At 71.4% G+C, this 23,182-nt stretch carries 16 protein-coding genes; 12 read left to right on the top strand and 4 right to left on the bottom strand.

All coding sequences use genetic code 11. The annotated features are described in order from the left end of the window. Positions 1-3: 3 nt before the first annotated feature. Positions 4-933, top strand: a complete 930-nt coding sequence (locus ABZV42_RS14280; protein ID WP_356052074.1) for an ADP-ribosylglycohydrolase family protein — start codon at positions 4-6, stop codon at positions 931-933. Positions 934-1,622: 689 nt separating this feature from the next. Beyond that, positions 1,623-3,086, top strand: coding sequence for a DUF4173 domain-containing protein (locus ABZV42_RS14275; protein WP_356052097.1), 1,464 nt, complete (start codon positions 1,623-1,625; stop codon positions 3,084-3,086). Positions 3,087-3,446: 360 nt separating this feature from the next. Here ABZV42_RS14275 and ABZV42_RS14270 read toward each other — a convergent pair whose 3' ends face one another. Next, positions 3,447-4,994, bottom strand: coding sequence for an MFS transporter (locus ABZV42_RS14270; protein ID WP_356052072.1), 1,548 nt, complete (start codon positions 4,992-4,994; stop codon positions 3,447-3,449). A gap of 269 nt (positions 4,995-5,263) precedes the next feature. Here ABZV42_RS14270 and ABZV42_RS14265 point away from each other — a divergent pair, with 269 nt between their 5' ends. From ABZV42_RS14265 to ABZV42_RS14255, 3 genes are all read left to right on the top strand, one after another. After that, entirely contained in the window at positions 5,264-5,887 is a 624-nt protein-coding gene (locus ABZV42_RS14265; protein WP_356052069.1) for a TetR/AcrR family transcriptional regulator, read from the top strand. Between the two features lie 431 nt (positions 5,888-6,318). Then, on the top strand, positions 6,319-7,020 hold the full coding sequence (locus ABZV42_RS14260) for a ribonuclease HII (protein WP_355980938.1): 702 nt from the start codon (positions 6,319-6,321) through the stop codon (positions 7,018-7,020). A 68-nt stretch (positions 7,021-7,088) separates the two neighbouring features. Then, the gene (locus ABZV42_RS14255) at positions 7,089-7,709 is read left to right on the top strand and encodes a hypothetical protein (protein ID WP_356052067.1); all 621 of its coding nucleotides are present in this window, start codon (positions 7,089-7,091) and stop codon (positions 7,707-7,709) included. 581 nt (positions 7,710-8,290) lie between these two features. Here the strand turns inward: ABZV42_RS14255 and ABZV42_RS14250 are convergent. Continuing rightward, positions 8,291-8,923, bottom strand: a complete 633-nt coding sequence (locus ABZV42_RS14250) for a hypothetical protein (RefSeq protein WP_355980943.1) — start codon at positions 8,921-8,923, stop codon at positions 8,291-8,293. 224 nt (positions 8,924-9,147) lie between these two features. Further along, positions 9,148-11,352, bottom strand: coding sequence for a RecQ family ATP-dependent DNA helicase (locus tag ABZV42_RS14245; protein WP_355980945.1), 2,205 nt, complete (start codon positions 11,350-11,352; stop codon positions 9,148-9,150). 507 nt (positions 11,353-11,859) lie between these two features. Here ABZV42_RS14245 and ABZV42_RS14240 point away from each other — a divergent pair. From ABZV42_RS14240 to ABZV42_RS14210, 7 genes are all read left to right on the top strand, one after another. Continuing rightward, positions 11,860-13,296, top strand: a complete 1,437-nt coding sequence (locus ABZV42_RS14240; protein WP_355981289.1) for a DUF4192 domain-containing protein — start codon at positions 11,860-11,862, stop codon at positions 13,294-13,296. 794 nt (positions 13,297-14,090) lie between these two features. Then, on the top strand, positions 14,091-16,031 hold the full coding sequence (locus ABZV42_RS14235) for a glycogen debranching N-terminal domain-containing protein (protein ID WP_355981292.1): 1,941 nt from the start codon (positions 14,091-14,093) through the stop codon (positions 16,029-16,031). A 126-nt stretch (positions 16,032-16,157) separates the two neighbouring features. After that, positions 16,158-16,916, top strand: a complete 759-nt coding sequence (locus tag ABZV42_RS14230; protein WP_261707644.1) for an NUDIX hydrolase — start codon at positions 16,158-16,160, stop codon at positions 16,914-16,916. Positions 16,917-17,039: 123 nt separating this feature from the next. After that, positions 17,040-18,836, top strand: coding sequence for an ABC transporter ATP-binding protein (locus ABZV42_RS14225; protein ID WP_356052065.1), 1,797 nt, complete (start codon positions 17,040-17,042; stop codon positions 18,834-18,836). Between the two features lie 165 nt (positions 18,837-19,001). After that, positions 19,002-19,889: an FCD domain-containing protein gene (locus ABZV42_RS14220; protein ID WP_355980949.1), complete on the top strand. Its 888-nt coding sequence runs from the start codon at positions 19,002-19,004 to the stop codon at positions 19,887-19,889. A gap of 405 nt (positions 19,890-20,294) precedes the next feature. Next, positions 20,295-21,830 (top strand): RNA polymerase sigma factor, encoded by a 1,536-nt coding sequence (locus ABZV42_RS14215; RefSeq protein ID WP_355980952.1) that lies wholly within the window; start codon positions 20,295-20,297, stop codon positions 21,828-21,830. Positions 21,831-21,962: 132 nt separating this feature from the next. Beyond that, positions 21,963-22,781 (top strand): serine protease, encoded by an 819-nt coding sequence (locus ABZV42_RS14210; protein ID WP_356052063.1) that lies wholly within the window; start codon positions 21,963-21,965, stop codon positions 22,779-22,781. A 109-nt stretch (positions 22,782-22,890) separates the two neighbouring features. Here ABZV42_RS14210 and ABZV42_RS14205 read toward each other — a convergent pair whose 3' ends face one another. Then, positions 22,891-23,121 (bottom strand): hypothetical protein, encoded by a 231-nt coding sequence (locus tag ABZV42_RS14205; protein WP_266763423.1) that lies wholly within the window; start codon positions 23,119-23,121, stop codon positions 22,891-22,893. Positions 23,122-23,182: the final 61 nt, after the last annotated feature.

Here is a 23,182-nt window from a genome sequence, read left to right as displayed (position 1 = left end):
GCGATGATCGCTGACTTCTCACCCGACGGGCGCTTCGAGCGCGCCCTCGCCAGCCTGCGCGGACTCGCGGTGGGAGACGCGCTGGGCTCGCAGTTCTTCGTGCCCGCGAACTACCCGCTGCTCAAGCGCCGAGAGCTGCCGCCCCGCGCCTGGCAGTGGACCGACGACACCGAGATGGCCTGCTCCGTCGTCGCGGTCCTGGCCACGCACCAGCGCATCGACCAGGACGCACTGGCCCACTCCTTCGCCCACCACCACGACTTCGACCGGGGCTACGGACCCGCGGTCAACCGGCTGCTGCGCCTGGTCCGGGAGGGCGGTGACTGGCGCGAGCTCGCGTCGGCCCTCTTCAAGGGACAGGGCTCCTGGGGCAACGGAGCCGCGATGCGGATCGCCCCCCTGGGTGCCTGGTACGCGGACGACCCGGAGCAGGCCACGCACCAGGCGGAGATCTCCGCCTATCCGACGCACCAGCACCGTGAGGCCGTGGTCGGCGCCATGGCCGTCGCCGCGGCCGCCGCCCTGGCCGCCGACCCGGCGGGCCCGCCGAGCGCCGAGGCCCTGCTCGACGGCGTCATCGCGCTCGTACCGCGCAGCGCCGTGGGGGCCGGGCTGAGGCGCGCCCGGGACATGCTCGACTACGGGGACGCCACGACCGTGGCCGCCGTACTGGGCTGCGGACGGCGTACGTCTGCCCACGACACCGTGCCCTTCGCCCTCTGGTCCGCCGCCCGCGCGCTGGGCGACTACGAAGAGGGCTTCTGGGCCACCGCCCAGGTCGGCGGCGACGTGGACACGACCTGCTCCATCGTCGGCGGCGTGGTCGCCTCCGGGAAGGCGGGAGCGCCCCCGGGAGCATGGCTGGAAGCCACGGAGACGCTGCCGGAATGGCTGCCGGGGCTCACGTCCGGGAGCAGGGCCGGCGACGCCTGAGGGCTGTCCCGTAATCCCCGGTGGATCAGCGCGCGGTGTCGGATGCGGTGCATCGCAAGGCGGAGGATCGTCCTCGTACTGGGCGTATTCGGGCGATCCGACAACGCGGCGTGGGGGTACCCCGTGCTCGAAGAGCCTGGGGGAGCCGTAGCTGTCGTCGTGCGCCCGCCGGGCATTACGGGACAGCCCTCAAAGGGCGCGACGGAGGGGCCCGGGGCCGTGTCACAGGCTTGCTACAGCCCCGTAGCGCCATCGTCAGCGGCGTTGCCCGTGGATACCCTGTGCGCCACGCCGCCCGTTGATCATGGCGGGCGTGTGCCGACGAGACACCGGACGACAGCCCCTCCGCCCCAGTGGCGCGGCCCGGGCTGCCCGGTGACCGGCTGGGAGGGGATCCCTTGTCCGACATACCGTCCGCCCCCGAGCCCGCAGAGAGGCCATCGGCGCAGCGGAAGAGCCTCGAGGCGAGCGAGGGGGTTCCGGGAGTCGAGTCCCGGCTTCCGGAGGCACCGGAGCCGGCGGACGCCACGAATGCGGCCGTACCGGCGTCCACGGAGAAGGGGCCGGACACGACCGTCCCCGGTGCCCGTGCGCAGGCCGCCCGACCGCCTCACGCAAGGACCGGCAGGCCTCAGGCAAGGACCGGCAAGGCATCCCCGGCGTCCGCCCCGGACCTGTGGTCGGCGGAGCTGTGGGCCACCTGGCCCGCCCCGGTGCGTACGCCCACGCTGTGGGCCGTGCTCGCGACCGGAGTACTGAGCATGCTGCTCCTGGACGGCGGCCTGGCGGTGAACCTCCTGCTCGTCGCGATCCCTGCGTCGCTCGCGGCGTACTTCGCGGGCCGGGACGCGGGACGCCGCCCGCGCGCGTGGAGCCTGGTCTGGGGCATCGGCGGCATCGGTCTGCTGGCCGTGCCCGCTCTGCGGGACGCTGACTGGCCGTCGTTCCTCGCTGTGGTGGCGGCGATCGGGCTCGGCTCACTCGCGCTGAACGGCGGCCGCAGCTGGACCGCGGTTCTGCTCGGCCCCATCGGTGTAGGCAACTCCGTGGTCACCGGTGTCGCCTGGGGCTGGCGCGGGCTGCGGGAACGATTCGGCGGTGCCCGTCGCGGTGTGGGCGTCGGGCTGCGCGCGTTCCTGGTGAGCGCGCTCCTGCTGCTGGTCTTCGGGGCGCTGTTCGCAGGAGCCGACGCGGCCTTCGCCGATCTGCTCGGCGACCTGGTACCGGACACCTCCGTCGCCGGTGGCCCCTGGCGTGTGCTCCTTCTGGGGTCGGGCATGGTCGCGGCGCTGACCGTGGCCCACACGGCGGCCGCGCCCGTACGACTGGACCGCGTCGTGGTGCGCCCCGGACGTCCGCTCAACCGTGTCGAGTGGGCGCTCCCGCTGATCGTGCTCACCGTGCTCTTCGCGGCCTTCAACGCCGTTCAGCTCGTCGTCCTCTTCGGCGGTTACGACGCGGTTCTGAAGAACACCGGTCAGACGTACGCCGAGTACGCGCGCCAGGGCTTCTGGCAGCTGCTGTTCGTCACGCTGCTGACTCTGCTGGTCGTGGTGTTCGCGCTGCGCTGGGCGCCGCGGGACGGCGCGGGCGACCGGAAACTGGTGCGGGGTGTGCTGGGAACTCTCTGCGCGCTGGCGCTCGTTGTCGTGGCATCCGCTGTGCGACGTATGGACATGTATGTGGAGGCTTATGGGCTGACACGGCTGAGGATCTCGGTGCTGGCGGGGGAGTTGTGGCTCGGTCTGGTCATCGTGCTGATCATGGCGGCCGGCGTGTGGGGCGCCCGCTGGCTGCCCCGCGCCGTCGCGGCCAGTGCGGCGGCGGGCGTCCTCGCGTTCGGGCTGCTGTCGCCCGACAGTCTGATCGCCCAGCAGAACGTCCAGCGGTACGAGGACACGGGCAAGTTCGACATCCTGTACGCCCGCGACCTGTCGGCCGACGCCGTACCCGCCCTCGACAAGCTCAAGGAACCGATGCGTTCCTGCGTGCTGAGATCGATCGCCTACGGCCTGAACCACGACGACGCACCCTGGTACGCGACCAGCTGGGGCGAGGCCCGGGCCCGGGACGTCCTCCGGGACAACCCGCCGGCCGCGTCCGTCAACGAGAGCCTGTGCCAGTCGTTGACGGAGGTGCCCGAGTACCGCTGAACGCCTTGTTCCGACGTCGGCTGTTCCAGGTGACGGTTCCAGGCCACCGGTTTCGTGTCACGGACGGCCGGAGAGTCGGGCAGTCGGGCCGCCGGAGAGCCGGACGGCCGGGCAGCGGAGAGCTGGGCAGCCGGAGAGCCGGGCGGCCGGACCGCGGTTGCCACGGGTCGCCTCGACCCGGACCGCGCCCCGGCCCTCCGTGGGTCCGTCCCCAGCCGGCGGCAGGCAGCCGGCGCCGGTCCTGCCCGGGGCAGGCCGCCGGCTGCCTGCCCCGCCGTACTGGTCTCCGTCCTCAGAGGCGGCCGGCGCCGCCCGGTGGCAGGCAGTCGGCGGCCTGTCCTGCCGTACCTGTCTCCGTTCTCAGCCGGCGGCTGGTTCCGCCGTGCCGGCGAGAGCGTCCAGGTCGCTCTTGCGGACCCTGATCACCAGCGCCGCGGTGGTCAGGGCGAGCAGGGCCATGCCCACCGCGGGCACGAAGGCGGTCGAGATGCCGTGGGCCAGCACGTCATGTCCCCAAGGGGTGGGCAGCTGGTGTGTCTTGGCGAACGCCGCCTTCTGCTCGGCCGACCCGTTCGCCAGAAACTTCGGCACCTGCTTCCGCGCCTCGTCACGGCCGGCCGATCCGAAGACCGTGGTGAGAATGGAGAGACCGAGCGAACCACCCACCTGCTGCGTGACGTTGAGCAGCCCGGAGGCCGCGCCCGCCTCGTGCTGGGCGACACCGGAGACGGCGGTCACCGTCAGCGTCACGAAGTTCAGGCCCATACCGAAGCCGAACAGCAGCATCGGGCCGAGGATTCCGCCCGCGTACGAGTCGCCGGGGCTGATGAAGGTCAGCCAGCCGAGCCCGAGGGCGACGAGCGACGAGCCCGTGACCATGAACGGCTTGGGGCCGAGCACCGGCAGGAAGCGCTGCGAAAGACCAGCGCCGACCGCGATCGCGACCGTCACCGGGAGGAAGGCCACACCGGCCGAGATCGGTGTGTATCCCAGGACGTTCTGCACGAAGAGCACGATGTAGAAGAACATGCCGAACATCGCGGCGGCGAGGCTCAGCATGATCACATACGTGCCCGAACGGTTGCGGTCGGCGAACATCCTGAGCGGGGTGATGGGTTCGCGCGCCCGCGTCTCGATGATCCCGAACGCCAGCAACAGGGCCGCGGCGGCGCCGAACGACCCGATCGTGAGGCTGTCCCGCCAGCCGTTCTCCGCCGCGCGGATGAAGCCGTAGACCAGGGACGCCATGCCGGCCGTGGAGGTGAGCGCGCCCGCGATGTCGAAACGTCCCGGGTGGCGCGGGGACTCGTTGATGTACATCGGCGCCAGGACGGCGATCAGGATGCCGATGGGTACGTTGACGAAGAGGACCCACCGCCAGTCGAGCCACTCCGTGAGCATGCCTCCGGCGAGCAGACCGATGGCGCCGCCGCCGGCCGAGACCGTCGCGAAGACGGCGAACGCCCGGTTCCGCTCCGGGCCCTCGGGGAAGGTCGTCGTGATCAGGGCCAGCGATGTCGGCGAGGCGATCGCGCCGCCCATGCCCTGTAGGGCCCGCGCGGCCAGCAACTGCCAGGGTTCCTGGGCGAGTCCGCCTAGCAGCGAGGCGAAGGTGAACAGCAGGATGCCGGTCATGAAGACCCGGCGCCGGCCGAGGATGTCACCGGCCCGCGCGCCGAGAAGCAGCAGGCCACCGAAGGTGAGGGTGTACGAACTGACCACCCATGTCAGGTCGGTCGTAGTGATGTCGAGGGCGTCTTGAATGTGCGGGAGCGCGATGTTCACAATCGTCGCGTCGAGTACCACCATGAGTTGGCAGGCCGCGATGACGGTGAGCGCGATGCCGGGATGTCCCTCCCGGCGGGCCGCACCTGGCTTGCTGTCCTGAACCAGTTGAGAGGTTGTCACTATGCTTCCCCCACAAGTGCGTTAGTGAACGCTCGCGTTCACTTTCGCGTCAACGGTAGTGAGTCCCCGTCAGTGAACGCAAGCGTTCACTGAAGTCGCTGTCCGGTGACGGCAGTCCGATCATCCGCCCGGCGTCAAAGTTCGAACTTCCGCGTGAGAGGCCGAACTCTCCGCGCGAGAACTCGAACTCCCCACACGAAAGCCCCAAGTCCCCGCATGAAAGCCTGAAATCCCCGCATTCCGCTCCCCTGTACGACGGAGACACTCTGATGGATACTTCGCGTTGGACGGCCGCCCCCGCTCAGGCGCCCCCCTCGCGCCGGCGCGGTGCCGTGCTCGAGCGCGCGATCCTGGAAGCCGCGCTGGAACAGCTCGGCGCGGTCGGCTGGAACGGCCTCACCATGGAAGGGGTGGCCGCCGGAGCCCAGACCGGCAAGGCCGCGGTCTATCGCCGCTGGCCCTCGAAGGTGGACCTGGTCGCGGACGCGCTCCAGGCCGGACTGCCGGAACTGACCCGGGCCCCCGACCTCGGCAGCGTCCGGGAGGACCTGCTGGAGGTGTGCCGGCGGGTGCGCGAGGCTATGTTCTCGCGGCCGGGAATCGCGCTTCGCTCCGTTCTTCACGAATGCGATGTGAGGCAGGCCGAACGCTTCAATCAGGTCATCCTCGGCGGGGTCGTCGAGCCCACGCTGCATCTGCTGCGCGAGGTCGTTCAGCGAGGTATCGACAGGGGTGAGGTGCGCCCCGACGCCGCGAACTCATACGTCTTCGACGCGGTCCCGGCGATGATGATGTACCGCGCCAAAGTGTGCGCGAGCGAATGGAGCGATCTTGATCTCCAGGAGATGATCGACCAGATGATGGTCCCGCTGCTGTGTGTACGCACCGGCTGACAGTCCCGGGCGGGTGGCCGGGCGGTCGCGGGTCGGGCGGTCCGGTCGTGGGCGGGGCTTCCGGGCCGGCGGGAGCCGGCGGGACCGGTGTACGGGAGGCTGACGCCCGGTTGGCGCGGCCCGGGCCTCGGCGTGTACGTGGCCTGGGCGCTCGGTGCGTGCGGGGGCCGTTCGCTCGGTGTGCCGGGCCGGGTCCTCCTGATGTGCGCCGCCCAGTCGCTCGGTGTGGTGGCCCGGTCGGCCGGTGCGCGGGGTGCGGTCGCCCGGTGTGCGGGGGCCGACCGCCTGGTGTGCGGGGTCCCGTGGCCCGGCGTGAGGAGCCCGGTGCCCGGCGTGAGGGGCCCGGTGTCGGTGGCACCGGAGAGGGCTTTCCGGCAGTCCGGGGGCCTGGGTGTCGCGACGGACTCCGGGCGGCGTAGTCTGAGGTCGCCATGCCGTACGAACCCCCCACTCATACCGTCGAGCGCTCCCTCCGCGCCACGACTGGAGCGAAGGTCATCGCCGGTGTCGACGAGGTGGGGCGAGGTGCCTGGGCCGGCCCCGTCACCGTCTGTGCCGCCGTCACCGGACTGCGCCGCCCGCCCGAAGGGCTCACCGATTCCAAGCTCCTGACCGTCAAGCGACGGACCGTGCTCGCCGTGGAGTTGGAGAAATGGGTGACGGCGTACGCCCTCGGGCACGCCTCACCCGAGGAGATCGACCGGCTGGGCATGACGGCCGCGCTGCGCCTCGCGGCCCAACGCGCGCTGGAAGCCTTGCCGGTCCGCCCCGACGCGGTCATTCTCGACGGTAAGCACGACTACCTCGGCGCTCCCTGGAAGGTCCGCACGGTGATCAAGGGCGACCAGTCCTGCGTCGCCGTCGCGGCGGCCTCGGTGATCGCCAAAGTGCGGCGAGACAAAATGATGGCCGAACTGGGCATCGACCATGCAGACTTCGGCTTTGCGGCCAACGCCGGGTATCCGTCGCCGGTCCACAAAGCCGCGCTGGAGGAGCGGGGACCCACCCCGTACCACCGGTTGTCGTGGGCGTATCTTGATGCGCTGCCCCAGTGGCGGCATCTCAAGAAGGTCCGCAGCTTGGCGGACGGAAGCGTTCCGGAGATCGAGGGCCAGCTCGGCTTCGATTTCTGACGATTCCGTTCGCACTCATGTGCCACCCGCCGGGGCGATTCGTACCGGCGTTTGATAGATATCAGCTCATGCCTCTCATTCCCGAGGAGCCTCAGATTCACGAGAGTGCCCAGGGTCCCCGCGTCACTCCGGCCAGTGGCCGCACCGCGCCGACCCCTCGCCCTGTACCCGGTCCCCGTCCCGCGGCCCCGCCGCGTCCCGGCCGCCCGGGTCCTGTCCGGCCGATGCCGGCCCAACGCACCCCGCGCGAGCCGGTCTTGGCCGCTCCCGGGCCGTCCGCCAAGCCGGTCGCACCCGCGGCCGTCACCCCGCAGATCCAGCTTGTCCCGGCCTCGGCCGACGGTGCGCTGGACGCCGCGGAAGAAACCGTCGACCTGCTGCTGGAGTCGGGCCGCGCTCCGGGTGAGGTGCTGGTGATCACCACCGGCGACCCGCACCCGTGGGCCACGCACGAACTCTCCTTCGGCGAGGCCGCCTACTGGGCGCAGCACGACGCCGGCGACGACGTCTTCTACGCCGACGCCGCTGCCGCGCGCCGGGCCGCATCCCGTCCCGTGGTCGTGGTCGCGGTCAATGGTGGTTCCGGCGAGACCGCCGTGACCGCCCTGGCCCTCGGCCGGGCCGGTGCCCTGCTGATCGTCTGCGGCGACCCGCAGACGATCAACTCGGTCCTGGCCACAGGCGTCTGAGCGCGTTCCGGACCCGGTCCGGAACGCGCCCGGCGGGAAGCTGAGGGTGCCGCCACGGCGGCACCTGTACGGCGGTCGCTTCGGCGTACCCGCACGCGTTCACACCTGCGGGCGCCAGGACCGCCACTCGTTCGTGCCGTGCGAGGTGCTCTGTCGCACGTCCGCCCCTTCACTCGCGGGCCCTCCGGTTCCCGGGCGGGTGCCACAGGGGGCGACTGGCCGCCCTCCACGTGTGCTTCCCGGTTCGCCGCCTGTGCGTGCACAGGCGCCGCGCCCGGCATGCGCGCGGTCACCTGAAGTGCACCCGTTACCCGGTGTACACCCTCTTCGTCGCGCAGCATGGGTGTGCCCCGGATTTCGGGCCGCGCGGTCGTGGCGCACTCGTGCCTGAGCGGTACGGTCCCGCTGCGTGCCTGCGTGCCTGCGTGCCTGCGTGCCTGCGTGCCTGCGTGCCTGCGTGCCTGCGTGCCTGCGTGCCTGCGTGCCTGCGTGCCTGCGTGCCTGCGTAGCGTGTGTGGCGTGTGTGGCGTGTGTGGCCCGCCTTCCCCCGGGGCGGGCCACCGCTGACGGCTCGCCGTCTCTCAGCGGGCGGCCGCCCGGCGCATCACCTCGGACGCGACACCTCCGGTACGGGGCAGAGGAGGTAGTACCTCGCCCACGTAGAACTCCGGCGCCGACTCGGAATTGGGCCGGCGTCCACCGCGGCCCTCGCCGAGAACCTGCCAGCCGTCACGTGTCAGCGTGATGTACGCGCCGCACCGCAGCCCGTGGAGCGTGCAGGCGTCCCGCAGCCCCCACATCCAGGCTCCGTCCTCCTCCGTCCAGCGTGCGTCGCCGTCCCGGCAGTAGAGCAGCACGGCCGTGCGCGCGGGAGTACGACGCCGCAGGTCGTGCGGGATGACCCGGCGCAGCTGTGCGAGCAGCGCGTTGCGGAACATCCAGCCGTCGGCGGGCGCCGAACGCCGGCTGAAGGAGGCGCTCGCCATCAGCCGCTCGTCCTGGTCGAGCACCGCGACGACCGCGGTCGAGGGTCTGGGCCGGTGCCGGGCGTGAAGGCCGCTCACGACCTCACGGGGATCGCGCAGAAGCGGAATTCCGGCCGAGGCCCATTCGGCGGGTTCCAGCATGCGGGTCAGTGGATTGGCGGAAGCGGCGGACAGGTCGGGAGACGTCGACAAGGTTGCCGCCGAGGACGGAGCAAATCCGAAGGTCACGGTCCTCCCTTCGGCTACGTGCCCGGACAGCGGGCGGGGTCGGACTTGGGGGAATGGCACGCCGCAGCAGAGCCCTACCGGACCACGGGCAAACCGTGCGGGGAGCGGACCTCAATTCTTCCTGTCGAACTGGGTTGCGGCAACGAGCAATTGGGGCCACAGGCCGTTTTCGGGCGATTAGCGTCCTATATACCTGCCCGGTGTTTCGAATCGCGACACACGAGTCACGCCTGTACGGCGAGGACCAGCGGCAACACCGCCTGAGCGCCCGCTCTGCGCAGCATCCTCGATGCCACCGCCAGCGTCCAGCCCGTGTCCGTGGCATCGTCCACCAGCAGTACCGGACCTTCCGTTTCCTTCAGGACGTCGGCCAGCGACGGTGGCACGATCAGGGCTCCGTCCAGCGCCTTCAGTCGCTGCGCGCTGTTGCTCCGGGAGATCTGGGCGGCCTCTCCGACGTACTCGACGGATCCCAGCAGCGGCAGCCTGCCGATCTCCGCGATCCGCTCGCCGAGCGAATGGATGAGCTGTGGCCGTGAACGCGAGGCGATGGTCACCACGCCCACCGGGCGCGGCTGGGCATCGGGCCGCCCCGATGCCCAGCCGCCGGGGCCCTTCGCCCAGTCGGCCAGGACGCCGACCACGGCCTTGGCGACATCGTCCGGAACAGGCCCGTCAGGGGCCTGCGGGGCGAGCAGCGGCCGCAGCCGGTTGCCCCAGCCGATGTCCGAGAGGCGTCCCAGGGCGCGCCCCGGTGAAGCCTGCTCGCCGGCCGGGATGCGGCCCTTCAGCTCGACGCCGACCGAGGCCAGCCCGGTCGGCCACATCTTGCGCGGCTCGACCTCGACGCCTGCCCGGTCCAGCTCGCCGTTCGCGGCGTCCAGCGCGGCCGCGGACACGGATGGCCGGAATCGGCCGCCTGCGCAGTTGTCGCAGCGTCCGCACGGCGCGGCGCCCTCGTCGTCCAGCTGTCGCCGCAGGAACTCCATGCGGCAGCCGCTCGTCGACACGTAGTCCCGCATCGCCTGCTGCTCCGTCGCTCGCTGTTTGGCGACCCAGGCATAACGCTCGGTCTCGTACGTCCAGGGCATGCCCGTGGAGATCCAGCCCCCCTTGACCCGGTGCACGGCTCCGTCGACGTCGAGCACCTTGAGCATGGTCTCCAGGCGGGACCTGCGCAGCTCCACCAGCGGTTCCAGCGCGGGCAGCGAGAGCGGGCGTTCGGCCCGGGCCAGCACGTCCAGAGTGCGTCGCACCTGCTCCTCAGGGGGAAAGGCGATCGAGGCGAAGTACTCCCAGATCGCCTGGTCCTCCCTGCCCGGCAGAAGCAGCACCTCGGCGTGCTCCACACCGCGGCCCGCGCGTCCCACCTGCTGGTAGTAGGCGATCGGGGAGGAGGGGGAGCCCAGGTGCACCACGAAGCCCAGGTCCGGCTTGTCGAAGCCCATGCCCAGCGCGGACGTGGCGACCAGGGCCTTGACGCGATTGGCGAGCAGGTCCTCCTCGGCCTGCTGGCGGTCGGCGTTCTCGGTCTTCCCGGTGTACGACGCCACGGTGTACCCGCTCTGGCGCAGGAACGCGGTGACCTCCTCGGCCGCGGCCACGGTCAGCGTGTAGATGATCCCGGAGCCCGGCAGATCGTTCAGATGCTCTGCGAGCCAGGCCATCCGGTGGGCGGCGTCCGGCAGCGGCAGCACGCCGAGGCTCAGGCTCTCCCGGTCCAGGGGGCCGCGCAGAACAAGCGCGTCGGTGCTCACACCGGTGCCCAGCTGCTCGGCGACATCGGCCGTCACGCGCGCGTTGGCCGTTGCGGTGGTGGCCAGCACCGGGGTGTCGGGCGGGAGGTCGGCCAGCATGGTGCGCAGGCGGCGGTAGTCCGGCCGGAAATCGTGCCCCCAGTCGGAGATGCAGTGCGCCTCGTCGACCACCAGCAGACCGGTGGCCGCGGCCAGCTTGGGCAGCACCTGGTCGCGGAAGTCGGGATTGTTCAGCCGCTCCGGACTCACCAGGAGGACGTCGACCTCGCCGGCCGCCACCTCGGCCTGGATGGTGTCCCACTCCTCCGTGTTGGAGGAGTTGATCGTCCGTGCCCGGATTCCGGCGCGGGCCGCCGCGTCCACCTGGTTGCGCATCAGCGCGAGAAGCGGCGAGACGATCACCGTGGGCCCGGCACCCAGCTCGCGCAGCAGCGCGGTCGCGACGAAGTACACCGCGGACTTGCCCCAGCCGGTGCGCTGCACGACCAGCGCTCTGCGCTTGTCGGCCACCAGCGCCTCGATGGCACGCCACTGGTCCTCGCGCAGGCGCGCCTCACCCGCCCGGGCGCCGACCAGGCGGGCCAGGACGGTGTCGGCAGCGGCCCGGAGGTCTTCGCGGGCGGTGTCGGGTCCGTTGTCGGGGACTGTGGGTCGCGAGTCTTCGGTCGTCATGGCTCCATGCAACCGGATGGGTCCGACAAAGCGCGAACGAGACGTCGACCTGTGGACGATTTCTGTCGTGGCCATGGTGATGGTTATCCACAGGCTCAACCGGAATCTTGCAATCCGCGGGATGGTCACCGCATGACGAATCACGACGAAGCGACCGGCACGTCCGGCGACAAGAACATCAGCGCGGTCGGCGGATGCGGCTGGAACCTCGGGCCTGACCGATCCGGCGGCGAAGGCGGTCAGGGCGGTCAAGGGGGCCGACGCGGGTCGGGCGGCCACGCCCGCGACGGGTGGGGCGACCCTGACGGCCCCGACGGCCCCGACGGCCCCGACGGCCCCGACGGCCCCGACGGCCCCGACGGCCCCGAGGGCCCGTCCGGACACGAGAACCGGGACTTGCCCGTCCGACAGGCCTGCCCCGAGGCCCCCGGCGGTACGGCCGTCTTCGGCGGGCTGCGTCATGGGGGCGGCAAGGGCCGAGCCCGCGACGAGCGTCATGCGGGTGGAATGGGCCTCCCGGGCGGAGAGCACCAGGTGACGCTCCGTACCCCGGCCGAGCTGGCCGACGCGCTGCCCTATCTCCTCGGGTACCGCCCGGACGACAGCATCGTCCTGGTCGCCCTGCACGATCAGGAGAAGCGGGGCAGGTTCGGCGGCCGGGCGCGGCTCGGCATCCCGGCCCAGGCGGAGGACTGGCCGTCGGCCTCGGACCAGCTCGCCCAGGGCCTGGTGAAAGGGAGCGAGCGCCGGGGAGCCCGCCCCGAGAGCATGGTGGCGTATCTGTGCCAGGAACCCCGGAGCGGCGAATCGGGCCGGGACGTGATGGAACGTCTGCGCCCGCTCGCTCAGCTGCTCCGCACGGCCTGCGGACGCCTCGACGTTCCGGTGATCGAGGCTCTCTGCATCTCCGACGGCCGTTTCTGGACCTACACCTGCCCGGGACAGGGGTGCTGTCCGGCGGAAGGCACGTCGATGGGAATGCCGGGCACGTCCGTCCTCGCCGCCGCCGCGACATACGCGGGCCTTCAGGTGCGCGGATCCCTGAAGGACCTGACAGCCAGGTTTCTTCCCTGGGAGTCCACGGCCGCGCTGGGGCAGGAGGTGGCGCTCGACACGGCCAGCATGGCGCTGGTTCCGAGGATTTTGAGGGACGACAGCCGAGCCGAGGTGGCCGAGGAGACCCTCGCACTGGCCCGGCGGATCTGGGACCGGTTCGCGGAGGCCTTTCCCGTGTCGGGCATGCGTCCGTCGGACCTGCGCGACGACGGACTCCTGGAGGACGACGAGGCCGCCACACTGATTCTCGGCCTTCAGGACCGCACGACCCGTGACCGCGCCGCGCAGTGGATGGAGGGCGACGAGGCCGCCCCGGCGCTGCGCTTGTGGCGGGCCTTGTCCCGTCGTTGCGTCGGTCCCTACCGTGAGCACGCCGCGGCACCCCTCACCCTCGCCGGATGGGTCGCCTGGTCGGTGGGCGACGAACTGGAGGCACGAGAGGCACTCGCCATGGCACTGGGCGCCGATCCCGACTATCTGTTCGCCCGCCTTCTCCACCAGGCGTGCAATGAGGGCCTGGATCCGGAATCCGTCCGGCGCTGCCTGCGCGCGGAGCGCACGGACCCCGGCCCGGCCGAGGCAGAGCAGCCGAGTGACTTCGGCACGCCCCTCCCGGCGGTCGACGTGACGACGCCCGGATCCGACGCGCCGGACACCCCGTACTCGACACCCACCACTCGCCGGCGACGCAGGCCCCGGCCGGCCGCGAAGGCTGGCACCCGAGCGGGCCGCCGCGGCCCCGGGACCTCGAACAGCCAGGGTTGCCGTCCGTCGGGCGATGCCCCACCGGCCGGCGACCGGCGGCGCAGGGCGGCGGCGGACAGGGCGGACGGCCGACTGCGCGGGCGCGGCGACAGCGAGCGGCACGGTTCCGGGGAGGAAGGGTGAGCGCCTGGGGGACAGCATGCCGGGACGTGTTCGGGGCGAGGTCTGGGTGGAGTGTCTGGCCTGGGTGGGACGGGTTCGGGACGAGGCTTGACTGGAGGGCCCGGCCCGGGCAGGACAGGCTCGGGGCGACGACTGGCCGGACTGTCTGCCCTGGGCGGGACAGGTTCGGAGCGAGGACCGCTTGGAGTGTCTGGCCCAGGCAGGACAGGTTCGGGACGAGGACCGGCCGGAGCGCCTGGCCTAGGCGAGACAGGTCGGGGCCGACGATCGGCCGCAATGCCTGGCCCAGGCAGAGTGGGCTTCCCGACTCCCTGATGCCGGGCCCCTTCCTTCCGCCATCAACCGGCGCGTTTGCCGGAGGGCATGTCGCGCGACGCGCCCTCGGCCGCCGTTCGACCGGCGCTCGTCAGACCGGCGGGCCCCGCCACCGCCATTCGGTCGGCTTCCCACGACAAATGCGTGACCCCGGACAGGGCTGCCCCGTTCACCTGAGTGGCGGATTCCGTGGCCGGATTGCGCCGCAGCAACGCCCGCGACCCCGCAGAGCTCCCACCAGGAGCTCAGCGCGCTCCAGGCGTATCGAGCGCGGAGGAAGCCACCCCATGTCCATGCCCCATCCGTCCTCGGCACCCGACGGCACCCGTCCGTCCGGGCAAGAGTCCGCACAGTCCGACGGACGCGGGGGCGCTCCGTCGGCCCCACGACCGGGCCGCGACGCAGGAGCGCCCCCGCGTGCGGCAGGGGGTCCCGCAGTTCCCCGGACGCCTCTTCCCGTGCCGGGTCGGCCGGTGGATCTGCCGCCGGCCCACACCACCCTGATCTGTGCCGCTCTTCCCGGATTGGTGATCTCGACGGAGGAAGGGCAGCTGACCGGCCGCGGCCTTGAGGGCTTCTACATGGCGGGCCGGCGGATCCTCTCCCGCTGCCTGGTCCGGGTCGCGGGCCGGGAACCACTCGCGATGCAGGCCCGGATGCTCGCGGCCGACCGGGCCCGCTTCGTGGGTACGCTGCGCGCTTCCCCCGACACCGGCCCGGACCCGGACGTGGTCGTCGAGAGAACCCGCCATGCGGAGGGCATCGAACGGATCACCCTGCGCAGCTCGGCTCTTAGGCCCCTGCGCCTGCCTGTCGAGGTCGCCCTCGGGACGGACCTCGCGGAACTGGGCGACGTCGCCTCGGGCCGGACCGGACCCGAGTTGCCGGCCAGTGTCCACTCCGCCGGACTGCGCTGGTCCTGCCCCGCGGGCCATGTGACCGTCTCCGCAGACCCGGCGCCGACCGACGCCCTGGCCTCGGCGGGACTGCTGCGCTGGGAACTCGAACTGCCGCCGGGCGGCACTCTCACAGTGGAACTGCGCATCAGACCGGACGGCCACACACCGGCCAGGCCGGTGGGCCGCGGGGCGGCGAGCCCGTTGGCCGAGGCCAGGGTGGTGAGCGACGAGCCAGGGGCAGAGGCGCTCCTGAGAACCTGCGTCGACGACCTCCGGGCCCTGTTGCTGCGCGACCCCCGGCATCCGCTCGACACACACCTCGCCGCGGGGGCTCCCTGGCGCTGCGGGCTGGCGCCCGCCGAGGCGCTGGCCGCGGCCCGGATGACCCTGCCGCTCGGCACGCGTCTGGCCGCGGGCACGCTACGGACCCTCGCCCGCACCCAACTCGCCGGTCCGGGCCCGCACTCCGGACTGATCCCGGGACCGCTCCGGGACAGCGGGCCGCACCTGCCGCCGGGCTGTACGGGGACCGAGGCGACGCTGCTCTTCCCCGTCCTTCTCGCGGAAGCCTGGCGCTGGGGACTGGCAGGGCGGGAGGTGGAGGAACTGCTGCCCGCGGCCGAGCGGTGTCTGGAGTGGCTGCGGACCACGGTCGGTGACGGCACGTATCTGCCCGATCCGCAGCCCGGGGGACCGTTGCGCTGCGAGACACAGGCCCACGCGCATCGGGCGGCACTGCTGGGCGCCGACCTGCTCGACGCGCACGGTCGGACCGGCGGCACAGGGCTGCGGCAGTGGGCCCGGGCGATGCGGGCGGCGTTCGGTGACGATTTCTGGGTCGCGGACGTGACCGGGGGCCGACCGGCCGCCGCCCGTACCCGGGACGGCCGTCCCGTGCCCCAGCTCGGTGGGGGCACCGCCCATCTCCTCGACACCGGTCTGTCGGGCTCCGGGGAGATGGCCCCCGGCCTGCTGGGCAAGGCGCGGACCGAACAGCTCGCGAGGCTGCTCGTCGGCCCGGCCATGGACTCGGGCTGGGGACTGCGCAGCCTCGGGGCGAACGAGACGGCGTACAACCCGTTCGGTCATCGCAGCGGGGCCGTGCGCGTCCATGAGACGGCCGTCGCCGTGACAGGGCTCGCCGCCGCGGGTCACGAGGAGGAGGCAGACTCCCTGCTGCGCGGTGTACTGGCGGCGGCCGCGTCCTTCGGCGGCAGACTGCCCGAGATGTACGCGGGGGAGCAGCGCACACCGGGGAGCGCCCCCCTTCCCCATCCGGCCGCCTCCCGGCCCGCGGCCACCTCGGCCGCCGCCGGGGTGCTGCTGCTCTGCTCCCTGGCCGGGATCCGTCCCGATGCGCCCGCGGGAACCGTGACCCTGCGCCCGTTGCGGGCAGCGCCCCTGGGAGAGATCGCGCTGACGGGCCTGCGGATCGCGGGCGCCCCCTTCTCGGTGCGCGTCAGCAGACTCGGGCTCGCGATGGTCGAGGAAGCCGGCGACGGGCTGCAGTTGGGAGTGTGATGCCGAAGGACGCGTTTCCGGCCGCTTGCCCCGGCGGCGGGGTCCCGTACGAACAGAAGTCGATCGACCAGGGACCGGGCTCGCGAAGGAGGTGTTTATCGTCAGGCAGACGACTATGATCGCGGCATGCCCTACGACCCGTCAGCGTTTCCGCCCTTCGCCGTGACCGTGGACCTGGTCGTGCTGACCGTGCGCCGCCATGCCCTGTGCGCGCTGGCGGTACGGCGGGGCGAGCAGCCGTTCCAGGGGCGATGGGCACTGCCCGGCGGTTTCGTACGGACCGACGAGGACCTCGCCCAGGCCGCGGCGCGCGAGCTGGCCGAGGAGACGGGGCTGTGCGCCCACGACCCCTCCGTGCCCGCACAGGACAACGGCGCCCACCTCGAGCAGCTCGCGACCTATGGCGATCCCAAGCGTGACCCCCGGATGCGCGTGGTGAGCGTCGCGCATCTCGCCCTCGCCCCCGACCTGCCCGCTCCGCGCGCGGGCGGCGACGCGAACAGCGCACGCTGGGCGCCGGTCGAGGAGCTCCTCCAGCAGGGCGGGTACGGGCGTGACGGCGAGCAGGCGGCACCTCTCGCGTTCGATCACGCGCAGATCCTCTCGGACGGCGTGGAGCGCGCCCGGTCCAAGATCGAGTACTCGTCCCTGGCGACCGCCTTCTGCCCGACCGAGTTCACCGTCGGCGAGCTGCGCCGCGTCTACGAGGCCGTGTGGGGTGTGGTGCTCGACCCGCGCAACTTCCACCGCAAGGTGACCGGCACGCCGGGCTTCCTCGTGCCCACCGGGGGCACGACCACACGCCAGGGCGGCCGCCCGGCCCAGCTGTTCCGCGCGGGCGGTGCCACACTGCTCAACCCGCCGATGCTGCGCCCCGAGGTCTGAGGAAGGCGGCGAAGACGGTTTCGGGCCCCGGGGTCTTGGTGTGCTCGCCCGACCTGTGAGGCCCGCCGGAGGCGAGCCGCATGGCGCCCGGAAAATCCGAAATGTCGCGCTATCTTGCTTTGAGTGATCCAGGCCATCGGACTGACCAGCAACACCCGCAAGGCGCGTCCCCCCGCTGTCGACGACGTGTCCTTCGAGGCGTACGCGGGCCACGTCACAGCGCTCGTCGGAGCCCCGGGCGCGGGCAAGACGACAGCCCTGAGGCTGATGCTCGAACTCCGGCAGGGCCGCGGAATCACCTACTTCCGCGGCAGGCCGCTGCATCGGATCGCCCATCCCTCGCGCGAGGTCGGCGTACTCCTGGGCGAGGTGCCGGGCCACCCGGCACGGACGGTTCGCGGTCAGCTGCGGATGCTGTGCGCCGCCGTCGGCGTGCCCGTGCGTCGCGCGGACGAAGTCCTCGAAGTGGTCGGGCTCGTCAGCCTCCGGGACGAGAGCCTGGGCACGCTGTCCCGCGGCATGGACCGTCGGCTCGGACTGGCCTGCGCGCTTCTGCCCGACCCTCACACCCTCGTGCTCGACGGTCCCGCGGACGGCCTGTCCGTCAGAGAAGGCCGATGGCTGCACGGGATTCTGCGCGCACACGCGACACAGGGCGGCACGGTGCTGTTCACCACGGACGACCCCAAGGAGGCCGCGCGAACCGCCGACCGGGTCGTCACGCTGGAGCGGGGCCGCCTGGTCGCCGACCAGGATGTCGCGGAGTTCGCCCGCACCCGGCTCCGGCCACGGGTGGCCGTCCGCAGTCCGCACGCCGCCCGGCTCGGCTCCCTCCTGACCAAGGAGGCCCGTACGTCACGGCGCTCCGTCGAAGTGGTGCGAGAGGAGGGCAACCGGCTCTCCGTGTACGGCAGTACCTGCGCCGACATCGGCGAGACGGCCTTCCGGCACGGCATCCTCGTACACCAACTCGCCGACGAGACAGGGGACATGGGTCCCGCGCCGACCACGGCGTCGGCGGAGGACGGCGAGCGGGCCGCCGACGAGCCGAGCCCCGACGCCGAGCCCCGCCTTGACGCCGAGCTCCGCCCCGACGAGACGCCCGCTGCGGACGACCCGTCCGTTCTCCCGCCGGCCATCGCCGTACGCCAGGCCCGGAGCCCGCTGCGCCCCCTGCGCTACGAACTGCGCAGGGCCGCCGGTGTCGGTACCGGCTATTTCACCGCCGCCGCCGTTCTCCTCTCCTCGGTCCTCATGTCCGTCCTCCTGGCCCGAATCGGCCACACTCCTCAGCCGCGCCTGCTGGCCGCTTGGCCGCGCGAGCTCCCGTTGCCACCCGCCGCGCTCGGCGCCGGTCTGCTGGGCGCAGTCGCCTTCGGTGAGGAGTTCCGCCACCCCGCCCTGGCCGCGGACCGTGGCACCGTCCCGCGCCGGCTGGGTCTCCTGACCGCCAAGCTCCTCGTCGCCTCGGCCACCGCGCTGATGCTGGCGTTCCTCACGGTGGGATGCGACCTCGAAATGCTCTACCTCGTCTACGGACGGGAGCTCACCGGAGTTCCGTCGGACTGGCTCCCACTGAGCGCGAGTTGGTTCGGCCTGGTCGTGGGCTGCGCGTGGGCGGGCGTGCTGGCGGCCGGCATCTTCCGGTCCACCGCGGCAGGGCTCGCGGCGGTGCTCGCGGTGCCGGTCGTCGTCGTACCGCTCGTACAAAGGGTCTCGCAGGGGCCGTCTGTGCGGTCGGCGGCCGGATTCCCGGAGCGGCTGCGGGAACTGGTCCTCATGCAGTGGCCGTTCGGCGGGGAGCGTTACATGGCGGCCGCTGTGCGGATGCTTGCCCAACCCGTGGGCGGAGCACTGCTGTTGTCGCTGGCCGCTCTGCTCTGCGCATATCTGCTCACGACTCTGCGGAGCCGGGTCTGATGACGACCGTCCGCACCCTTCCGTTCCCCGTGTGCGCACAACTTCCCGAAGAACGCCCATTTCTTTCCGATAAGGCGTCAATTGCGACGGTGTGAGCGATCACCCTTTCGTGTGCTTTTCACCAAAGACCTCAAGGGAGTTGGAGTCGGCGCCGACAAAAGACCCGTGAGTACCCTTGCGCAGACCATGATGACCGCCGCCCGTTCCTCAGACTCCGGCCTCGCCGGTCCGGGCGAACTCGACCGATACCCCTATGCCGACGCGTCCGGTGCCGACCGCGTGGGCCCCTCTGTGTGGGCGAGCACCGAGCCGGAACTCGGCCGTGTGGGCCGCCGTTCCGCGGGGAGCCGAGGACGCGGGCTGCACGGCCAACTCGTCCAGCAGCTCGGCCAGATGATCGTCTCCGGAGACCTCGGCGCTGACCGTCCGCTCGTGCCCGAGGAGATCGGCCAGCGGTTCGAGGTCTCCCGGACCGTCGTCCGCGAGTCGCTCCGCGTCCTTGAGGCCAAGGGGCTGGTCAGTGCCCGCCCGAACGTCGGCACGCGCGTGCGCCCCGTCAGCGACTGGAACCTGCTCGACCCGGACATCATCGAATGGCGGGCCTTCGGACCGCAGCGGGACGACCAGCGGCGCGAGCTGAGCGAGCTCCGCTGGACCATCGAGCCGCTCGCCGCGCGACTCGCGGCCGGACACGGGCGCGAGGAGATCCAGCAGCGGCTCGCAGACATGGTCGAGATCATGGGCCACGCCATGTCGCAGGGTGACGTCCTCACCTTCTCGCGGGCCGATGCCGAGTTCCACTCGCTGCTCATCCAGCTCGCGGGCAACAGGATGCTGGAGCACCTCTCGGGGATCGTGTCGGCGGCGCTCCAGGTCTCCGGCAGCCCGGTCACCGGCTGTGACCGGCCGAACGAGGCCTCGCTGGGTCACCACGCCCGGATCGTCGACGCGCTCGCGGCGGCCGACGGCGCGGCGGCCGAGACGGCCATGCGGCAGCTCCTCACCGTCCACCCCGAGGTGGAGCGTGTCGTGCCCGCCCCGCGCGAGCACTGATCGCGCACCGAGGGTGACGCCGGGCGGGGCGTGTGCACGTCCGTGGCGGCGTCGGACCCGCGAGCCGTCACCCGTCGGGACCTCGCCGGATCTTCGTGGATTCGGCGAGGTCCCGACGGTGTGACCGGGCGGCTGATCATGAACTAACCTGGCTTGATAGGGTCTGCCATCTTTTGAGCGCGTACGCGGTGTGACTCGGGCCACGCAGATTGGGCGTAACGCTCTTCGGGGCAGCGCGATGACCTAAGAGGTGATAGTCGAGGAAGGAATACAGACGCCATCTGTGGCGCTGTGAGTCTTCCCGGCACCGCCCGCGCCGTCGGCCATCCCCAGTCGGCGGTCGTCGGTTCCTGTCCGCAGTGGACGGGGCCGGAAGCCGTTTTTCAACGTTCCGAGAGGTTGTTCGTGTCGGCCAGCACATCCCGTACGCTCCCGCCGGAGATCGCCGAGTCCGTCTCTGTCATGGCGCTCATCGAGCGGGGAAAGGCTGAGGGGCAGATCGCCGGCGATGACGTGCGTCGGGCCTTCGAAGCTGACCAGATTCCGGCCACTCAGTGGAAGAACGTACTGCGCAGCCTCAACCAGATCCTCGAGGAAGAGGGTGTGACGCTGATGGTCAGTGCCGCGGAGCCGAAGCGCACCCGAAAGAGCGTCGCAGCGAAGAGTCCGGCCAAGCGCACCGCCACCAAGACCGTGGCGGCCAAGACGGTGACAGCCAAGAAGGCCACCGCCACCGCGGCCCCGGCTGTCCTCGCCGACGATTCGGCCGAGGACGCCTCCGCAGGCAAGTCCGCCGCAGCCAAGAAGACGACGGCGAAGAAGACCGTCGCCAAGAAGACGGTCGCCAAGAAGACGGCGGCCAAGAAGACGAGCGCCAAGAAGGACGATGCCGAGCTCGTCGATGACGAGGCGGCCGAGGAGACCCCGGGCAAGGCCGGCGAGGAGGAAGAGGAGGGAGCCGAGAACAAGGGCTTCGTCCTCTCCGACGACGACGAGGACGACGCACCCGCCCAGCAGGTCGCCGTGGCCGGTGCCACCGCCGACCCGGTCAAGGACTACCTCAAGCAGATCGGCAAGGTCCCGCTGCTCAACGCCGAGCAGGAGGTCGAGCTCGCCAAGCGCATCGAGGCCGGTCTGTTCGCCGAGGACAAGCTGGCCAACGCCGACAAGCTCGCTCCGAAGCTCAAGCGTGAGCTCGAGATCATCGCCGAGGACGGCCGCCGCGCCAAGAACCACCTCCTGGAGGCCAACCTCCGTCTGGTGGTCTCCCTGGCCAAGCGCTACACCGGCCGCGGCATGCTCTTCCTGGACCTCATCCAGGAGGGCAACCTCGGTCTGATCCGCGCGGTCGAGAAGTTCGACTACACCAAGGGCTACAAGTTCTCCACGTACGCCACCTGGTGGATCCGTCAGGCGATCACCCGCGCGATGGCCGACCAGGCCCGCACCATCCGTATCCCGGTGCACATGGTCGAGGTCATCAACAAGCTCGCGCGCGTCCAGCGCCAGATGCTCCAGGACCTGGGCCGTGAGCCCACCCCGGAGGAGCTGGCCAAGGAACTCGACATGACCCCCGAGAAGGTCATCGAGGTCCAGAAGTACGGCCGCGAGCCCATCTCCCTGCACACCCCGCTGGGCGAGGACGGAGACAGCGAGTTCGGTGACCTCATCGAGGACTCCGAGGCCGTCGTCCCGGCCGACGCGGTCAGCTTCACGCTCCTCCAGGAGCAGCTGCACTCCGTCCTGGACACCCTGTCCGAGCGCGAGGCGGGCGTCGTCTCGATGCGCTTCGGTCTCACCGACGGTCAGCCGAAGACCCTCGACGAGATCGGCAAGGTGTATGGCGTGACCCGTGAGCGGATCCGCCAGATCGAGTCCAAGACCATGTCGAAGCTGCGTCACCCGTCGCGTTCCCAGGTCCTGCGCGACTACCTCGACTAGGCCCCGGCCGCACGTCGGCGAGGGCCCGATCTCCTTTGGGGGGTCGGGCCCTCGCCGTATGTGCGGAGTGCGTGCCACCGCTCACTGGATCACTCTGGGTGTTCCACGACCCTCCCAGTGTGAGGAGCGCGCATGCGCCGTCCCTACGCCCCGACCCTGGCCCTTGCGGCCGCCACAGCGGTTATATCGCTGACGACCCCCGCCCTGGCGTCCTCCGACAGCGTTGTCATCGGAAGCCGTCCGGTCCGGATCTCCGACAGTCCGTGGACGGTCGCACTGTCCAGCCGTGACCGGTTCGGGGGTACGCGCGCGGGACAGTTCTGCGGAGGGGTGGTCATCGGCCGGACCACGGTCCTGACCGCGGCCCACTGTCTCGGCGAAGATGTTCTGGGAGCGCCGTCGCGTCAGACCGATGATCTGAAGGTCATCGCGGGGCGCGGGGATCTCATGTCCGACGACGGCAAGGAGATCCAGGTCAGCGACATCTGGGTCAACCCGCACTACGACAGCGAGACGAACGCCGGGGACTTCGGGGTGCTGACGCTCGCCAAGCCGCTGCCGGCCGCCTCCGTGATCCGGATGGCCCCCTCCGGGGATCCGGCGTACGCACCGGGGACCGCTGCCGTGGTCTACGGCTGGGGCGACCTGACGGGCGGCGGCGACTACGCGAGCGGCCTGCGGGCCGCGGATGTGCACGTGCTTCCCGACTCCTCGTGCGAGCGGGCCTATCCCGGCAACGAGTCCGGGACCTATGACGCCGCGTCCATGGTCTGCGCCGGAGAGCCGACGGGCGGCCGTGACGCCTGCCAGGGGGACAGCGGAGGGCCGCTGGTCGCACAGGGCCGCCTCATCGGCCTGGTGTCCTGGGGGAGCGGCTGTGGGCGCGCCGACAGCCCGGGCGTCTACACCCGGGTCTCCGAGGCGCTCCAGGCGCTGAACGCGAGGCACTGAGAGTTCTCCGCGATGCGATACGAGTGCGGGCGGCCACTCCCTGTGTCCAGGGTGTGACCGCCCACTCACCGGCCTGTCGCCGGCACCCGCTCGTCGTTGATGCGAAGGGTCAGTGTTCTTCGTCGTTGACGCTCTCGGGAACGGACGTGAGCCGCTCCGTCTCGTCCTGTATCTCAGCGGCGATCTTCTTGAGTTCCGGCTCGAACTTGCGACCGTGGTGGGCGCAGAAGAGCAGTTCTCCGCCGCTCAGGAGGACGACGCGCAGATATGCCTGGGCGCCGCAACGGTCGCAGCGGTCAGCGGCCGTCAGCGGGCTCGCGGGGGTCAGAACAGTAGTCACGTCGCCTCTTCTCTAGCTCGACGAGCTGTCGTACCAGGGTCAACATCCAACCAGGCCGAAA

Origin of the sequence: Streptomyces sp. NPDC005281 (genome assembly GCF_040607495.1) — a bacterium.
Lineage (GTDB): Bacteria > Actinomycetota > Actinomycetes > Streptomycetales > Streptomycetaceae > Streptomyces.
The sequence above is the reverse complement of the archived record's forward strand: the minus strand, read 5'-3'. Positions and strand labels throughout refer to the sequence as shown.